At 63.6% G+C, this 15,583-nt stretch carries 17 protein-coding genes; 7 read left to right on the top strand and 10 right to left on the bottom strand.

The genetic code is table 11. The annotated features are described in order from the left end of the window. Positions 1-53 precede the first annotated feature (53 nt). Together AC1DRE_RS17055 and AC1DRE_RS17060 are read left to right on the top strand one after the other, a co-directional pair. Positions 54-1,253, top strand: a complete 1,200-nt coding sequence (locus tag AC1DRE_RS17055; protein ID WP_476985703.1) for an NAD(P)/FAD-dependent oxidoreductase — start codon at positions 54-56, stop codon at positions 1,251-1,253. 79 nt (positions 1,254-1,332) lie between these two features. Continuing rightward, positions 1,333-2,469, top strand: a complete 1,137-nt coding sequence (locus tag AC1DRE_RS17060; protein ID WP_476985704.1) for an aromatic ring-hydroxylating oxygenase subunit alpha — start codon at positions 1,333-1,335, stop codon at positions 2,467-2,469. A gap of 53 nt (positions 2,470-2,522) precedes the next feature. On the opposite strand, the gene AC1DRE_RS17065 is transcribed toward AC1DRE_RS17060, so the two are convergent. From AC1DRE_RS17065 to AC1DRE_RS17085, 5 genes are all read right to left on the bottom strand, one after another. Beyond that, on the bottom strand, positions 2,523-3,317 hold the full coding sequence (locus AC1DRE_RS17065) for an IclR family transcriptional regulator (RefSeq protein ID WP_476985705.1): 795 nt from the start codon (positions 3,315-3,317) through the stop codon (positions 2,523-2,525). Between the two features lie 408 nt (positions 3,318-3,725). Continuing rightward, positions 3,726-4,613: a formate dehydrogenase accessory sulfurtransferase FdhD gene (gene fdhD, locus AC1DRE_RS17070; RefSeq protein WP_476985706.1), complete on the bottom strand. Its 888-nt coding sequence runs from the start codon at positions 4,611-4,613 to the stop codon at positions 3,726-3,728. Further along, positions 4,601-5,908: a molybdopterin molybdotransferase MoeA gene (locus AC1DRE_RS17075; protein ID WP_476985707.1), complete on the bottom strand. Its 1,308-nt coding sequence runs from the start codon at positions 5,906-5,908 to the stop codon at positions 4,601-4,603. The genes fdhD and AC1DRE_RS17075 overlap by 13 nt, the downstream gene beginning before the upstream one ends. 320 nt (positions 5,909-6,228) lie before the next feature. Then, complete coding sequence (gene folE / locus AC1DRE_RS17080) at positions 6,229-6,849, bottom strand: GTP cyclohydrolase I FolE (RefSeq protein ID WP_476985708.1); 621 nt, start codon at positions 6,847-6,849, stop codon at positions 6,229-6,231. An 11-nt stretch (positions 6,850-6,860) separates the two neighbouring features. Next, on the bottom strand, positions 6,861-7,820 hold the full coding sequence (locus AC1DRE_RS17085) for a methylenetetrahydrofolate reductase (protein WP_476985709.1): 960 nt from the start codon (positions 7,818-7,820) through the stop codon (positions 6,861-6,863). Between the two features lie 133 nt (positions 7,821-7,953). Here AC1DRE_RS17085 and AC1DRE_RS17090 point away from each other — a divergent pair, with 133 nt between their 5' ends. After that, the gene (locus tag AC1DRE_RS17090) at positions 7,954-8,610 is read left to right on the top strand and encodes a GntR family transcriptional regulator (protein ID WP_476985777.1); all 657 of its coding nucleotides are present in this window, start codon (positions 7,954-7,956) and stop codon (positions 8,608-8,610) included. 43 nt (positions 8,611-8,653) lie between these two features. Here AC1DRE_RS17090 and AC1DRE_RS17095 read toward each other — a convergent pair whose 3' ends face one another. Continuing rightward, a complete protein-coding gene (locus tag AC1DRE_RS17095) occupies positions 8,654-8,878 on the bottom strand; it encodes a hypothetical protein (RefSeq protein ID WP_476985710.1) in 225 nt (74 codons plus the stop codon). A 123-nt stretch (positions 8,879-9,001) separates the two neighbouring features. Between AC1DRE_RS17095 and AC1DRE_RS17100 the strand changes: the two genes are divergently transcribed. Next, on the top strand, positions 9,002-9,685 hold the full coding sequence (locus tag AC1DRE_RS17100; RefSeq protein ID WP_476985711.1) for a GntR family transcriptional regulator: 684 nt from the start codon (positions 9,002-9,004) through the stop codon (positions 9,683-9,685). Between the two features lie 32 nt (positions 9,686-9,717). Here the strand turns inward: AC1DRE_RS17100 and AC1DRE_RS17105 are convergent, their stop codons facing one another. The 3 genes from AC1DRE_RS17105 to AC1DRE_RS17115 are packed head-to-tail and all read right to left on the bottom strand — an operon-like array spanning position 9,718 to position 12,068. Continuing rightward, positions 9,718-10,521 carry an IclR family transcriptional regulator gene (locus AC1DRE_RS17105; protein WP_476985712.1) on the bottom strand — a complete coding sequence of 268 codons (804 nt, stop codon included), beginning with the start codon at positions 10,519-10,521 and terminating at the stop codon, positions 9,718-9,720. Between the two features lie 36 nt (positions 10,522-10,557). After that, entirely contained in the window at positions 10,558-10,719 is a 162-nt protein-coding gene (locus tag AC1DRE_RS17110) for a hypothetical protein (RefSeq protein WP_476985713.1), read from the bottom strand. A gap of 20 nt (positions 10,720-10,739) precedes the next feature. Further along, positions 10,740-12,068, bottom strand: a complete 1,329-nt coding sequence (locus AC1DRE_RS17115; protein WP_476985778.1) for a helix-turn-helix transcriptional regulator — start codon at positions 12,066-12,068, stop codon at positions 10,740-10,742. Positions 12,069-12,254: 186 nt separating this feature from the next. On the opposite strand from AC1DRE_RS17115, the gene hxlB reads away from it, so the two are divergent. The 3 genes from hxlB to AC1DRE_RS17130 all read left to right on the top strand — a co-directional run bounded on the left by hxlB (position 12,255) and on the right by AC1DRE_RS17130 (position 14,754). Further along, positions 12,255-12,857, top strand: a complete 603-nt coding sequence (hxlB, locus tag AC1DRE_RS17120; protein ID WP_476985714.1) for a 6-phospho-3-hexuloisomerase — start codon at positions 12,255-12,257, stop codon at positions 12,855-12,857. Between the two features lie 63 nt (positions 12,858-12,920). Then, the gene (hxlA, locus tag AC1DRE_RS17125; RefSeq protein WP_476985715.1) at positions 12,921-13,544 is read left to right on the top strand and encodes a 3-hexulose-6-phosphate synthase; all 624 of its coding nucleotides are present in this window, start codon (positions 12,921-12,923) and stop codon (positions 13,542-13,544) included. A 646-nt stretch (positions 13,545-14,190) separates the two neighbouring features. Further along, positions 14,191-14,754 (top strand): hypothetical protein, encoded by a 564-nt coding sequence (locus AC1DRE_RS17130; RefSeq protein ID WP_476985716.1) that lies wholly within the window; start codon positions 14,191-14,193, stop codon positions 14,752-14,754. 136 nt (positions 14,755-14,890) lie between these two features. Here the strand turns inward: AC1DRE_RS17130 and AC1DRE_RS17135 are convergent, their stop codons facing one another. After that, a complete protein-coding gene (locus AC1DRE_RS17135) occupies positions 14,891-15,562 on the bottom strand; it encodes a GntR family transcriptional regulator (RefSeq protein WP_476985717.1) in 672 nt (223 codons plus the stop codon). Positions 15,563-15,583: the final 21 nt, after the last annotated feature.

A 15,583-nucleotide genomic window follows, 5' to 3' on the forward strand; every position in this document is an offset into this window, starting at 1 on the left:
TTGCATATAGCGCTTGTTGTTGCGTTGAAAGCAATTGAAAGAGGAACGTCGAAATGAAGACGCTTGCGATTGTGGGAGCCTCTCTGGCGGGTCTTTCCGCCGCCCGTGCAGCCCGCGCCCAAGGCTTTACCGGACGACTGATCATCATCGGCGATGAGCAGCACCGTCCCTACGACAGGCCGCCACTGTCCAAGGACTTCCTGCTCGGTACGGTCACAGTGGAGGACCTTTTCCTGGAATCGGACGCCGACGAGCTGGAGGCTGAATGGATCCTGGGCGCAGAAGCCGCTTCACTGAATGCATTTTCGCGGACCATCACCCTGAAGGACGGCCGCACCGTGCACGCGGACGGCATTGTTATCGCCACCGGCGCGAGGGCGCGGCAGCTACCTACCCTTGCCGGGTTGAGCAACGTTTTCACCTTGCGCACCCTTGCGGACGCACAAAGCCTTGCACCCGAACTGGTGCCCGGCAGCAGGATGGCTGTGATTGGTGCCGGCTTCGTCGGCGCGGAAGTCGCCTCCGCTGCCGCATCGCGGGGCATGGACGTCACCATGATCGACGCCAGGCCGGTGCCGTTCGCCGCTCAGCTGGGTTCGGAGATGGGTGGCGTTGTAGCCGGACTCCACGCAGCCAACGGGGTGGAGCTCATTTCATCTGCCGTCATTGAGGATTTCTACAGCGGCGAAGGCAACGTGACCGGACTCCGGCTGGCGGGAGGACGCTATGTGCCCGCCGACGTCGTGGTAGTGGGCATCGGAGCCGAGCCGAACACCGGGTGGCTGGAGGGCTCCGGCTTGGAGCTGCGGGGTGGCGTCGTGTGTGACGCCATGGGCCGCACCGGACTGCCGGGAATCGTGGCCGTGGGGGACTGCGCCGCTTGGTTCGACCATGCCGCGGGCACTCACCATCGAGTCGAGCACTGGACCGGCGCCATGGAGCGCGCCACAGTGGCTGTCGAGGCGCTCCTCGACGCGGACGCCGTGCCGAAGCCGGCCAAACCGCACTATTTCTGGTCCGACCAGTACGGCGTCAAGCTACAGTTCGCCGGCCACTCCGCCGGCTACGACCGTCTGGAAATCGAAGTTGGTGATGTCCTGACGCACAGCTGCCTTGCCGTGTACTACCGCGAGGATGTGCCGGTGGCGGTCCTGGGCATGAACCAGCCGAAGCTGTTCACCAAGTGGCGGCGGAACCTCACAGCGCCGGTCGCGGACACCTCCGCACTGGTGGGGGCCGCGGTCTTGTCGTGATTCAAAATCCGTACGTGAAATCTGTCTCTACGAAACGTGGCTTTCGTTGTTTGTGATCTTTGTTCGTTAGGAGGACAAATTGTCTGTTGAGGTTAGTACCCCGAGCCTGATTCCTACGCTGCCGGGGTCCACTTATGTGGATGAGGCGGTGTTCCGGGCGGAGCAGGAGCGGATCTTCGAGCAGATGTGGTTCTGTGCTGTCCGCTCGGCTGATCTGGATAAGGCCGGGGCGTGGCAGACGGTTCAGATTGGGCGGGAGAGCGTGCTGATCAGCCGTACCCGCAAGGGCCAGATCCGTGGTTTCTATAACATTTGCCGGCACCGCGGGGTGAAGCTGTGCATGGAGGAGAAGGGCGAAGCCGCGCGTTCGTTCCAGTGCCCGTACCACGCGTGGACCTACGATTTTGAGGGCAAGCTGATCGCGGCGCCGAACCTGACCAAGATGCCGGACATCGATCGGGACGAGTACGGGCTGGTGAAGGTCCACATCCGCGAGTACCTGGGGTATGTGTGGGTGTGCCTGGCGGACGAGCCGCCGTCGTTCGAAGAGGAAGTCATGGGCGCCATCGAGGAACGCCTCGGTGATGTGCATGCCATTGACGGCTACGATGTGGCCAACCTCAGCCTGGGCCGCCGGATCCGCTATGACGTGAAGGCGAACTGGAAGCTGATCATTGAGAACTTTATGGAGTGCTACCACTGCGCCACCATCCATCCGGAACTGACCGAGGTCCTGCCGGAGTTCGCCGACGGCCTGGCCGCGCAGTACTTCGTGGGCCACGGTGCGGAGTTCGGTGAGGACGTCAAGGGCTTCACCGTGGACGGCTCGGAGGGTCTGGACCTGATCCCGGGCGTGAGCGAGGACCAGGACCGCCGGTACTACGCGATCACCATCAAGCCCACGGTGTTCGTGAACCTGGTCCCGGACCACGTGATCATCCACCGTATGTTCCCGATGGCCGCGGACCACACGATAGTGGAGTGCGACTGGCTTTACCTGCCCAGCGTGGTGGAGAGCGGCAAGGATGTCAGCGCCTCGGTGGAGCTGTTCCACCGTGTGAACCAGCAGGACTTTGACGCCTGCGAGCGGTGCCAGCCGGCTATGGGCTCGAAGGTCTACGCCAAGGGCGGCGTGCTGGTCCCCAGCGAGCACCACATCAGCGCGTTCCACGACTGGGTACAGGAAATGGTCGGCGACGTCACCCCGTCCCGCTAAGCCGAACCCGGTGGCTGAGCTTGTCGATACAAGCTCAGCCACCGGCTTGGCGTTTAATGCCCGGTGTAGCCCAGCTTTGCACTGATCCTCAGCCCGGCCTCGCGCAGGCCCTGAATGAGATCGGGTGTATTTTCCGGGTCGAATCGGAATGACGGTCCCGAGATACTCACGGCCGCGATGACCGTTCCAACGTGGTTGTAAACAGGCACAGCAACTGCGGTTAGTCCGATCTCAAATTCCTCGTGCACCACTGCGTACCCATTGCGGGAAATGTCGAGGAGCTGGTTCTCCAAGGTTTTCCGGTCGGTGACGGTGCGGGGTGTCCGGCCTGCCAGGCTGACGCTTTTGTATATCTGGTCCCGTTCGTCAACAGACAGGGCCGCCAGCAGGACCTTGCCGCTGGAGGTGGCATGGAGTGGCGTGAGACTTCCCACCCAGTCGTAGGTGGCGAGCGTGGAGGGCCCCATGGCCTGGTCCACATTGACGGCATAGTTGGACCGCAGCACGGCCAGGTTCACCGTCTCCTTGTATTCGTCCGCGAGGCTTTCCAGGATCGAACGGGCCTCCCGCACCAGGCTCAGGCGGCCGGGAATAGCGCTGGCGAGTCGGAGGATTCCAAAGCCCAGCTGATATTTTCCGCGATCATTGTTCTGCCGGACGATCTCCCTGGCCACCAACGATCCCAGCAGTCTTGAGACCGTGGATTTGTGAACACCCAGTTCTTCGGCGATTTCGCTGACGCCGGCATGGCCGGTTCTGGCCAGGATGTCCAGTACTTGGAAGGCGCGGTCTACGGATTGGACGCCTCCACCCGGACCCTCAGCTTCTAGCTCGTCTTTTGCAGCCATCGCTGGTGCCCCCACGCCGATGCCGTGACGGGCGGCGGGCCTTGCCGTCTGTACCGTCCTATTTGCTTCACAGGAACGATCCTAGACCGGAATGGCACGGCATCGTCACTTCGCCATTAACGGAACGCAGAATACCCCGCCGCGGATGGTCCGCGGCGGGGTGTTCGTATCAGGGGCTGTCGGGCGCCGGTTTAGGGCGCCGTCGCATCAGCTGTAGCGAGGGAGCGGTTCAGAGCTTGTTGGCCGTCGGAAGTGACGGGAGCACCGGACTGCGTGGCGAACACAGCGTGTGCCTCACTGTCCGAGCCGACCCACTCCACAGAACCATCCCGGTGAGCGGCCCAGATGCGGACGGGCTGGCCGCCCACTGCAGTTTATTCGGCCACAAGTTCGGTCGCCGGTCAGGATTTAGGCTGTGGCGTTGACGTTCGCTCTTTGACCGAGTGGTTCGAGCCGGTCACCGCCGACATACACATTTAGGCTGCTTCCCCGGCTAAAACCCACCAGGGTAATGCCGGTCTCGGCAGCGAGATCTGCGGCCAGGCTTGAGGGTGCACTGACCGCAGCCAGCACCGGAATTCCTGCCAGGGCAGCCTTTTGGACAAGTTCGAACGAGGCCCTCCCTGAGACCTGAAGGACTGTCCCCCTCAGGGGCAGAAGCCCTTCCCGCAGCGCCCACCCGACTACCTTGTCGACGGCGTTGTGGCGTCCCACGTCCTCACGAAGGCAGAGGAGCTCGGCACCGCCCCCGCTGTGGATTCTGAACAGTCCTGCTGCGTGAACCCCGCCGGTCTTGTCGAAGAGGGCCTGAGCTTCGCGCAGCCGTGCGGGCAGCTGCGCCAGAATGTCGACCGGTATGCGCAGATGGTCCTGCTTGATGTCGAAGGTGACTGTCTTGCGGACGGCTTTGATGGAATCGCTGCCGCAGATCCCGCATGAGCTGGACGTGTAGATGTGCCGACCGGTATCGGGGAGCTGCAGGCCCTCGCGGAACCGGGCCTCGACGACGTTGAACGTCTGCTTGCCTTCTTGGTCCTCACCGGCACAAAACCTCAGGGACACGATGTCCGACTGATTCCTGATGATGCCTTCAGAGACGAGAAAGCCGGCAACCAGGTCAAAGTCGTCGCCGGGGGTTCTCATCGTGACGGCAAAGGAGAGATTGCCGAGCCGAATTTCCAGCGGTTCCTCCGCCGCCAGGATGTCCTCCCTGAACCGCACGGGGTATTGAAGGGCGGCGGGCGAGCCGTCCAGGAGGTACTTCTGGACTTTCCGCCGCTGTGTCATGCGTGCCATGGTGCTGCTCCGATCGATCGGTCCACGGGGAACGACTGCAATTCCGGCCGCCACGGAAGAGTGAACGAGGGAACCGGTTCCCCCGGTTGGACGCCGCGCGATGGAACCACCATGACACCATCGGCCGCGGCCAGGCCGCGCATCATCCCGGGCCCGGTGTGCTGGACCGGTAGCGCCATGCCGTCGAGGATGCGAAATGGCATAAGGCGTGTTGGTGCCTTGTGGGCATCGATCGCAGTCCCGCAGGGTAGCGGGTTGATTTCGCCAAGGGGCCGGTGGCCCAGCGCGGCCAGGAGCGGACTGCCGATGGTGAAGAGGGCCATCAGTGCCGCCAGCGGGTTTCCCGGCAGCCCGACGACGAAGCGCCCGTTGGGCAGCTTGGCCAGGACAGCGGGGTGGCCAGGCCGCATCGCGATGCCGTCAATAAGGAGCTGCCCGCCGAGTTCGGCAATGGCACGTCGGAAGTGATCCGAAGCGGAACGACCAGTCCCGCCGGTCGTAACGACTACATCGGCCCCTTGACTGGATCCGATTCCGGAGGCTTCCAGCGCTGCCAGCCACTCCTCAAAGGAGTCGCCAACGCGATGCTGGGCCCCTGGGATGCCCCCGAGCAGGCGAATGACGGCCCCAAGCTGCGGTCCGAAGGTGTCCCTGACCTGTCCTGGGAGCGGAATGCCCGATGACACCACCTCGGAGCCCGTGAGCAGCATCTCAACATGTGGTTTGCCGAGAACTTCGAGCTCGTCAAAACCGGCCACCGCGGCAAGAGCTATGTGGGCAGGGTTCATGGTGGTGCCTGCTGCAATCAGAGTCTCACCAGCTGCCGCTTCCGAGCCCGACCTCCGGATGTGCTGACCTACGCGGGGTTCACCGGCCGGCGCGTCCGCGCGCAGAACCAGGAGGGGCTGCCCGTGCGGACCGGTTGTCAGCTGTCCGCTCTCTAGCCGCAGCACGGCCTGCGCGCCCGGCGGTATGACACCGCCTGTGACGATTGGGGCGGCACTGCCGGGATCGAGGTGCTGCCCTGGTTCCGTGACTGCCCACGGGCCACCGGCGTTAACCGCCCAGCCGTCCATTGCCGAGGAGGCGTAGTGGGGAAGGCTCTGAAGGGCTGTAACGTCAACAGCCAGCACCCGCCCTATCGCGTCGCCAAGCGGAATTGGCCCTGGGCTGATCGGCGTGGCGCAGTCAAAAGCCAGACGACGCGCGTCTGACCATGCCAGCGGCTGATCAATGATCAGGCTGTTGGGCTTGCCCGGTCGCGCATCGCCAGTCGAAAGGACTTGGACTGCCACAGCTGGCTCCCTCGTTGATGAAGTGGGGATGATTGGGTCGAGAAGCTGTTGAACCGAATGGTGCTGCTACCAGTTCCGGGCTACGCCGTTTCTGGCAATGCCGTGTGTTTGCTCGTTTCCCGAAAGCGGTGTTCCGGCGTTTACCTCCCCAGGTATCAGGCCCCCGGAACACCGTTCACGGGAAACGAAACTTACATTCAGCGACAGGGAGCAATTCGTGATCGAGCAGCCAGGCCTGCGGTACTCGGCATTGATATCTTAAGCATATCTTAAAGATATATCAGCGCCTCTAAGTGACGGTGAATGACGTCCCGGCTTCATCATCGCCCCCGGATCAAGCTCAGCGCCTCGGCCCGGGCCGCGGGAAGCCGTAGCTGTCCGCGGACTGCGGAGGTAATCGTCTTAGCTCCTGGCTTCCTGACGCCCCTCATGGACATGCACAGATGTTCGCATTCGATGACAACGATCGCCCCCTGCGGCTGGAGGGCCGCTACCAGGGCGTCGACCACCTGGGTTGTCAGTCGTTCCTGCACCTGCGGCCTGCGGGCAAACGTGTCCACCAATCTGGCCAGTTTGCTGAGTCCCGTCACCAGCCCCTCCGGCGACGGGATGTAACCGACGTGTGCAACTCCGTGGAAGGGTACAAGGTGGTGTTCGCAGGTGGAGTAGAAGGGGATGTCTTTGACAAGCACCAACTCCTCATGGCCGAGATCGAAGGTCTTATCGAGTACCTCCGCGGGGTCCTTGTGGAGCCCGCCGTACATTTCTACTGCGGCGCGGGCCACGCGTGCCGGGGTTTCAGCCAGGCCGGGCCTGTCAGGGTCCTCGCCGACTGCGAGGAGGAACTCCCGGATGGCGCGCTCGACGCGTGGGAGGTCGACTCCGTGCCACGGCAGGTTTACCGTCTCGTCAATATTGTCGCAAGGGACTTTTGAGGCCATGGGTTCTTCTTTCACGTCTTGGCCGGGTGGTATAGGTTGGCTTCGCGCTGGACGCGGGGAGCGGGCGGATCCATGGGTGGAAGCGCGTTGAGAATTCCCGGGAGTCGTTCCAGGTCGTTGAAGGAATAGATGTGGAATCCGGCGAACATGGGATTGTCGGCCAGCTTCGTTTGCATGTCGCGCATCAACCGGTTGCTGTCAAAGTTCAAAAAATCGCCGCGTCCCCACAGAGCCTTGGCCATGCCAGTGCCGCGGGCCAGTTTAAGTGAACGTCCGACTCCGAGCCGTGCTCCCATGGCGAGTAGCTTTTTCGTGCTGATCGGGCCAGGAACTCCGATCCAAACAGGCAAGCGGACTCCCTCACGGCTCAGCACATCGAGGTACCGGGCCACCGCCTCGGCCGAAAAGCACATCTGGGTAACCATGGAATCCGCCAGGGTCCACTTCTTCTCCAGGCCACTTCGGAGCTGGAATGGTGTGAGGCGTGGGTGTCCCTCCGGATAGCCCGCTATGCCTATGGCGAAGTCGGAGGAGAACATCCTGACGTCTCTGATGAGGTCCCCGCTCCAGGAGTACGGTCCTGCGGGGCCCCGCCTGTCGCCCGCCACCAGGAACAACTCTGAGATTCCCGCTCCTTCCAGCGTTTCCAGGTACGTGTACAGTTCAGCCCGGCTGGCGATGCTTCGGGCTGCAAGGTGAGGGACCACGTTGTAGCCCAGGCTTGCAAGTTCAATAGAGGCCTCGACGGTCCTCGACGGTCCATGGTGGGGTAGGCAAGTTACGCTAACCGGGTTCGGCGCCGGGTAGACGCGGGAAAGCGCTTCAAGGAGGCTGGCGGATGGAACGACCTCCACCCGTAACTGCTCGGCAGATTCGGTGCTCATGGTTTTCGCTCCTTCGCATGCTCGGTTCGTCGTCCCGCCGGCTTCGGCTGTAGCCCACCGCCCAAACTGGAGCGTCAGCCTTGACATTCTTGTTCTGAAGTATTGATATATCAGTTGTAGGAATATTATGGTCGCGGGGGCCCGCAGTCAAGGCTCGGTCGTAGATTGGAAGGAAACCAAGGTGAACAGCAGCGGAGACCTACCGGTTGAGGTAGGTGAACTGGACGCGCCGGTGAAGCAGGAGGACGAGTCCTATGCGGACTACGCCTACCGCGTCCTGTGTGACGAGTTGATTGTCCTGGACATCAAACCTGGCGAGCCGTTGAACGATGAGGTTATCTCTCGCCGTTTGGGCGTCGGCAGGACTCCTATACGCGAGGCCATGAAGCGGCTGGAAAGTGACCACCTTGTGGTGGCATACCCTCGCCGGGGAACCTTTGCTGCTGGCGTGGATATTACCGACCTCGCTGAGATATCGGAGATTCGCCAACTGTTGGAGCCCGCCGCATCAGCTCGGGCCGCCCGTATGGCGTCTCCGCGGACGCGTCAGGAGCTGAGGGAATTTGCGCGGGAAGTCGAGATCCTGCTCGATGGCCGGCGGGGACAGCGGGACCTCATGCGGCTGGACATGAAAGTCCACCGGAGCATCTACCGTGCGGCTGGCAGCCGGCATCTCGAGGATGTCCTGATCCGCTACGACAATCTGGCAACGCGCATCTGGAGCCTGGTGCTGGAAAAGCTTCCTCCGGTCTCGGAACACATTGCTCAGCACGTTGGCCTGCTTGAATGCATCGCAGACGGCGACGCGGATGCCGCCGCCCGGCTAACTACCAAACACGTTACGGAATTTGAGAATTTGATTCGCGCGGTTCTGTGACCGCGCGATTGTGCTCACCATCTGATGCACAGTGGGTAGGTCCCTACGATGCTTCAACAGTGACGCGATCACCGTCCTGCCGGAAAAACATACGGCGGCCGAGGCCGGAAGCCAGAACCAGCCAGATGATTGCGCCATCCTCGGTGAAGTCATCTATCCAGCCAGCATGGAGAAGCGTATTCGAGTCCACCACCGTGACGAAGTCCCCTGGAATGAGTGCGCTCCAGTTGGACACAACCTTTAGGGCGGCCGCACGATTATGGGCCATGGGGTGTCCCCTCCTTTGATATATTCATCTTGCAGTTACTGATATATTAGGTTCCGCCCTAGCGTATACTCATGGAAAGACCAGGTCAATGGCTGGAATTGGCCGATACGAGAGGGCGTTGCTGTGGCATTCGAAGCTTTGGCCGCGGCGGAAGCCGCCGGCCCACGGTCCTTGGCTGACATTGCCTACGAGCGCATCCGCGACAGGTTGCTAACCCTCGACATCAAACCCGGCGACCTGCTGAACGACGAATCACTGGCCAAGGAATTAGGTGTGGGGCGGACCCCGGTGCGGGAAGCACTCAAGCGCCTGGAACTTGACCGGCTCGTTGTAACCTACCCGAGGCGGGGAACCTTCGCGTCACGCGTTGAGGTGACCGACCTGGCCTTCATTTCGGAGATACGAGCCCAGCTGGAGCCGCTCGCTGCTTCACGGGCCGCCAGGGTGGCGACGCCGGCAGCTCGGGAGCATCTGCGGCTCATCGCGCGTGCAGTGGAGTCCTTCGATGTTGAGCATGCAAGTGTCGTAGAGACATTGGGGTTGGACGCGCGCGTGCACCGGGGCATTTATGCGGCGGCGGCGAACCCGCATCTGGAAGACGTGTTGATCCGCTATGACAACCTGGCTACACGCATCTGGTGCATGGTTTTGGATCGCCTGCCGGACCTTTCGCGCCACGTGCATGAGCATCTCGACCTGCTTGAAGCGGTGATTGAAGGAAACGAGGCCAGGGCGGCTGAACTGGCTCGCATGCACGTGGACGGCTTTGAGAAGGCCGTGCGGACGGCCCTGTTCGCCGCATACTAGGATCACGCAGCGCCTGCGAGCGGTGCCAGCCGCTACCTGTAGCCCATCCTTGCGCTAATCTGCAGGCCCGCCTGCTTCAGTGCTTCGAGGAGCCCCGGTGCCGTCTCCGGATCAAAACGAAAGGACGGCCCGGAAATGCTGACCGCGCCGATCACCGCTCCCAAGTGGTTGTACGCCGGCACGGCCATGGATGTCAGTCCGATCTCAAACTCCTCCCGGGCCACCGCGTAGCCGTCGCGGGCGACGTCGAGAAGCTGGGTTTCGAGCTTGCTCCGGCTGGTGATGGTCCGGGGGGTTCGGGCCGGAAGCCCGGTCTCCTTCAACACGCGGGTCCGTTCATCCGTGGTCAGCGCTGCCAGCAAGACTTTCCCGCTCGAGGTTGCGTGGAGTGGCGTCAGACTGCCCACCCAGTCATACATGGCAAGGGTTGAGGGTCCCATGGCCTGGTCCAGGTTGACGGCGTAGTTGGACCGTAACACGGCCAGGTTCACCGTTTCCTTGAACTCGTCCGCGAGGCTTTCCAGGATCGGCCGGGCCTCGCGCACCAGGCTGAGCCGCCCAGGGATGGCGTCCGCCAGCCGGAGGACGCCGAACCCCAGCCGGTATTTACCCCGTTCGCCGTTCTGTTGGACCATTTCTCTGGTCACCAGCGCACCCATCAATCGGGAAACCGTGGACTTGTGGATACCCATCTCCTCGGCGATATCGCTTACGCCCGCGTGGCCGTCCCGCGCCAGAATTTCCAGGACCAGAAGGGCACGGTCAACAGACTGGACACCGCCGTGGTGACCTTCCTCCGCGTCCATGTCGGGTTCGGGGTCATTGTTTGAAGCCATGGTCCATGCTCTCCAGGGGTTTTCTGTGACGATGAGTTAGGCGGCCTGACGCAAGTCCAGGCGCATCAGCACGCGGTGGAAGCCATTGATGACTGAGTCGGTATCGGCGGCTTTGGTGAAGCCCGCCATCGTTTTGACGTCCTCGAACCGCCCGGCCGGGCGAATTTCAATCCCATGTGGTGGAGTCCTCTCGTTCACGGCGCAGTTCCCGGTCTGTGCTAACGCAGCCCGTTGCTGTGTGCCATCGCAATCGCTTCCGTGCGGGAGGAGGCGCCCACCTTGCGGTAGATGTTGCGGAGGTGGAACTTCACGGTGTTTTCGGTGACGTGGAGTTTCGTCGCAATGGCCCGGTTCCGGTGGCCGGCGGCCAGCAGCTGCAGCACCTCGAGCTCCCTGTCCCCGAGCTTCCAGCCCGTGACGTCGGGGAGCTGGTGGGCCGGCGGATCGAGGGGGAGTGAGACGGCGACGTCGGCACCCCAGCCTGGCATCACATCCACCGACATGGTGCCGTCCAGGGCTTCGACGCGCTGGGCAAGGCGGGCCATATTTGGTGCCGCCACGGAAAGTTCGCCGGGCCCGTCGTCGCGGACGTTGACCAGGAGGTTCTCGCCGTCGCAATCCCACTGTGTGCGGATCCGGCGGACGCCGGACTGGTCCACCATGGCAAGCACCAGCCCGCGGACAATCGCCCGGGCGGCGTGGGCCACTTCGCCGGGCAGCGCACGGCCATTGACGGGAGGTTCGATGAACTGGACGTCGATCCCGCTGTAGTTCATGAGCGGTTTCAGGTCCTCGCGGAGGCGCTGGAACGCTGTGGCCACCTGTTCTTCCACGAGCTCCGTGGTGCGGTCGCTGAGTGTGCGCAGCCCCACCAGTGCCTTGGCGGCGACGTCGGTGGCAGCCTTCCGCGCCGCGTCGTCGCCCAGAGCGGGCGACCGCAACGCGGCGAGCAGGGTTTCCAGGGTGGTGGAGTGGCGGTCCACCAATTCGGCGGTCACCCTGACGCGCTCTGCCGAGGCCGCGCGGGATTCAATGAGGTACGACGGCGGCGCATCGGCCACCTTCTCCCGGATCCGCTCGGCTGCCAGCGTCCACAGGTAGCGGAGCATCCGGCCAGCCGCCGCGTGATGGGCGGGGTCCGGGCGGGGCTGCGGATCGGCGAGGACCAGCAGTGCATTGCTCGGTGAGGACAGGGCAAGGACCGGGTGCGGCTCGCCGCCAAGCACCGCTTCGCCCTGCCAGCCGCCGCCTTGCCAGCTTTTGACCTGCCAGGAGCCCGTGCCGGCATCCTCGCCGGAATCAGCACCGCGCAGCGACGCCCGGATGTGGTCCAGTTCGGCGATGGACACACGGCTGATGATCGACTCGTCGCCCGCCTTCTTCTGCGGGCGGCCCGTGCAGTCCTCGGTAAAGATGACCATGGCGCTGCTGCCCAGGTAGGGGAGGGTGGCCTCCCGCAGCCGCTGGGCGATGGTGGCCAGCGGGGCCGTGGACAGGGCGGTGATGGCCTCGAGTATCGGCTGGGCCTCGCCCACAAACCTGGCCAGGTCGGGCCGGGGCAGGGAATGGACGTCGGGTGCATCGGTAAGGGTTGCCACCTGCCCATTGTACGACGTATGGAGAATTCAGCTATCCCTTTGGGTAGTAAAGACCGTTCGATCATGTCGTTGGACCTACCCAACAGGCAGGCAAGGATGAATAGGTAACAACTTTCCCGAAGGAGGTACCCGCCCATGAGCGTCATCGCAGAAGCCGATCCGGCAGCACTGGCCGACACGTCCAGGGCCTTTAGCCGCAACCGGATCCTTGTCCAGGACGAAATCAGCGAAGTGTTCCAGCGCGTCGACCCGGCGCAGGTCGCGGCCCTCGTGACCGAGCTCAGGCTGGCTGGCAGGATCTTCGTGACCGGCGCCGGACGCAGCGGCCTTGTCCTGAAAATGGCAGCCATGCGGCTCATGCATCTGGGCCTGACCGTGCACGTCGTCGGTGAGACGACAGCGCCCGCCATCCGTGCCGGCGACCTGCTGCTCGCAGCTTCCGGGTCCGGCACCACCGCCGGTGTCGTCAAGGCGGCGGAAACCGCGGCCGGCCAAGGCGCGCGGGTGGCTGCCTACACCACCAACTCCGGTTCCCCGCTCGCGGCAGTTGCTGCCGCCGTCGTACTCATCCCGGCCGCCCAAAAGACGGACCACGGCTCGGCCTTGTCCCGGCAGTATTCGGGCAGCCTCTTCGAACAGGTGCTGTTCGCCACCACCGAAGCCGTGTTCCAGAGCCTCTGGGACGACGACGCGGCGGCCGCGGAGGAACTCTGGCAGCGCCACGCGAACCTCGAATAGAACCAACACCGACCCGCCCTGATCCCACCCAAACCCCTCTCCTAACCTGAAAAGAGAACACACGTGAAACTGCAAGTCGCCATGGATGTCCTGACCGTCGAAGCCGCCCTCGAACTGGCCGGCAAGGTGGCCGAGTACGTGGACATCATCGAACTCGGCACGCCGCTGGTGAAGAACGCCGGACTGTCCGCCGTGACCGCCATCAAGACCGCCCACCCCGACAAGATTGTGTTCGCAGACATGAAGACCATGGACGCCGGCGAGCTGGAAGCCGAAATTGCCTTCACCGCCGGCGCGGACCTGGTGTCCGTCCTCGGCAGCGCCGACGATTCCACCATCGCCGGGGCGGTCAAGGCAGCGAAGGCCCACAGCAAGGGCATCGTCGTTGACCTTATCGGCGTTGCGGACAAGGTGACCCGGGCGAAGGAAGCCCGCGCACTCGGCGCCAAGTTCATCGAGTTCCACGCCGGCCTGGACGAACAGGCCAAGCCGGGGTACAACCTGGACGTCCTGCTCAGCGCCGGCGAGGAAGCCCGTGTTCCGTTCTCGGTCGCGGGCGGAGTGAACATCTCCACCATCAACGCCGTGCAGCGCGCCGGTGCGGACGTCGCCGTCGTCGGCGGTTCCATCTACAGCGCCGCCGACCCCGCACTTGCTGCCAAGGAGCTGCGGGCCGCGATCATCTGATCCCGACCGGTCGATCAGCGGGACCCCAGGGCTTGCCCACGGGGGATCGCACGACGGCGGTCCGCACCTTTTGGTGCGGGCCGCCGTTTTGTGTTGCGCCCGGCCACCAGCCCTTCCGGTGCAGGGCGCTGTCTGGAGTGGAGCAAGTGTCTCTGGCGGTGCAAGTGTCCGGCGGGCTTGCGGGTGATTTTCAGTGCCGAATTCGAGTAGTGGCGGCCGTTCCGTCCGGACCGCGGACATGCCACACTTGGTGGACTATCGATTGACTGGGGGGATCCACGTCAGGAGATTGTCATGGGAATTAGGATCCTCCCCCGCACTTCGTGCTCCCGTCTGGTGGTGAGCAACTCATGATGATCGGCTGGGCTTACCTCACGGCGGCAATTATTACCGTCGACGCGCTCCTACTGGGATTGCTGCTGCTGAACATGAAGTGGCCAAAGAGCTGGAAGAGAAACGGCTGAGTCCCCATTCATCTCAGACGCCCCCGACGCGTGACCTCACCTCCCGGGCGGCATTCACAGCATGCCGACAGGATCCGAACAGCAGCGCCACACCTTGGCGCCGCATCTTTGAGTGAGGAACGGTGCACACCGGCCGTTCTTCCCAAAGAGCCGTTTCACACGGCGGATCGAGGAGACATCAGATGTCACGCATGAAGAGAATCACGCTTGGCCTTTCGGCCGGGGCATTGGCGCTGGGCGCCGGACTGGGAGTCACCGGGATGGCATCGGCGGCCGAAACCCCAAGCCCCAGTGCCACCGCGTCGGCCGAGGCCGCCACACCGGCAGACGGCTCCGCCGCCACAGAAGGCGGAATGCGGGGCGGCCACAGGGGCGGCGACCGCGGCCAGCTGGCAGCGGACCTGGCCACCAAGCTTGGCGTGGAGGAGGCCAAAGTGACCGAAGCCCTCCAGACGTTCCGGGATGCCAACAAACCGGCCGAAGGGACGAAGCCAGCTGAGGGCACCAAGCCGGACCGCGCCGCCCAGGACGCGGCACTGGCCAAGTCCCTGGCTGCGTCGCTTGGCGTCGAGGAATCCAAGGTCACCGCAGCACTGGAGGAAATCCGCGCCGCCGGCCAGGCCGAACGCGCGGCGGCCCTCAAGACCAGGCTCGACCAGGCTGTCACCGACGGCAAACTCACCCAGGCCGAGGCGGACGCCGTCACTAAGGCCGTGGAAAGCGGGGTGATCGGCGGCGGCCGGTAGCGCTGCCACGTCCCTCAGGACGCTCTCTCACTTCCTGCCGCTTCAGGCGAAACGCTCTCTCACTTTCTTGAGGAAAGTGAGAGAGCGTTTCGGTTTCAATCGCGAAAGGTGAGAGAGCGTCCGGGGTTGAGGCGGCCTAGAGGACCTTCCGGATGCTTTCCTCGAAGCTCGTGACGTGGTGCAGGGCCAGCTCGCCCGCCTTGTCTGCGTCACCCTCGGCGACGGCCTTGAGGAGCTCAACGTGTTCGGTGATGTGGCCGCTCACGGACGGCAACTTATCCAGGACCAGGCACCAGATGCGAGTCGCCAGGTTGTCGTAGCGGATCAGGGTTTCTTCGAGGTGGGGGTTGGCCGCGGCCCGGTAGATCAACCGGTGCACGGTCAGGTCGTAGCGCATGAGGTCGCGGGACTCTGCCGGGCTGGGATCCAGCTCCGCGATCGTCTTGGCGACCTCGATCAGTTCCCGGCGCATCGAGGGAGTGGCCCGCGTGGCAGCCCGGCGCGCCGCCCGCGGTTCGAGTAACTCCCGGATTTCGGAGACGTCGGCCAGTTCCGTGAAGTCGACATTGGTGGCAAAGGTTCCCCGGCGCGGATAGGAAACCACCAAGTGGTCCACCTCCAGCCGCTTTATGGCCTCGCGTACGGGCGTCCGGCCAAAGCCGAGTTCGGCGGCCAACTGCCCGTCATTGATAGGCTCGCCCGGCCGGATCTCGAGCATGATCAGCTTGTCGCGCAACTTCAGGTAGGCGGCCTCTGCCTGGGACAGCCCTTCGTCCCCGACAGGAGGCAGGGCGTGAAGTGCGCTCATGGATCCGCTCCGTTCCTTGTT

Source organism: Arthrobacter sp. P4_H3 (assembly GCF_056400885.1).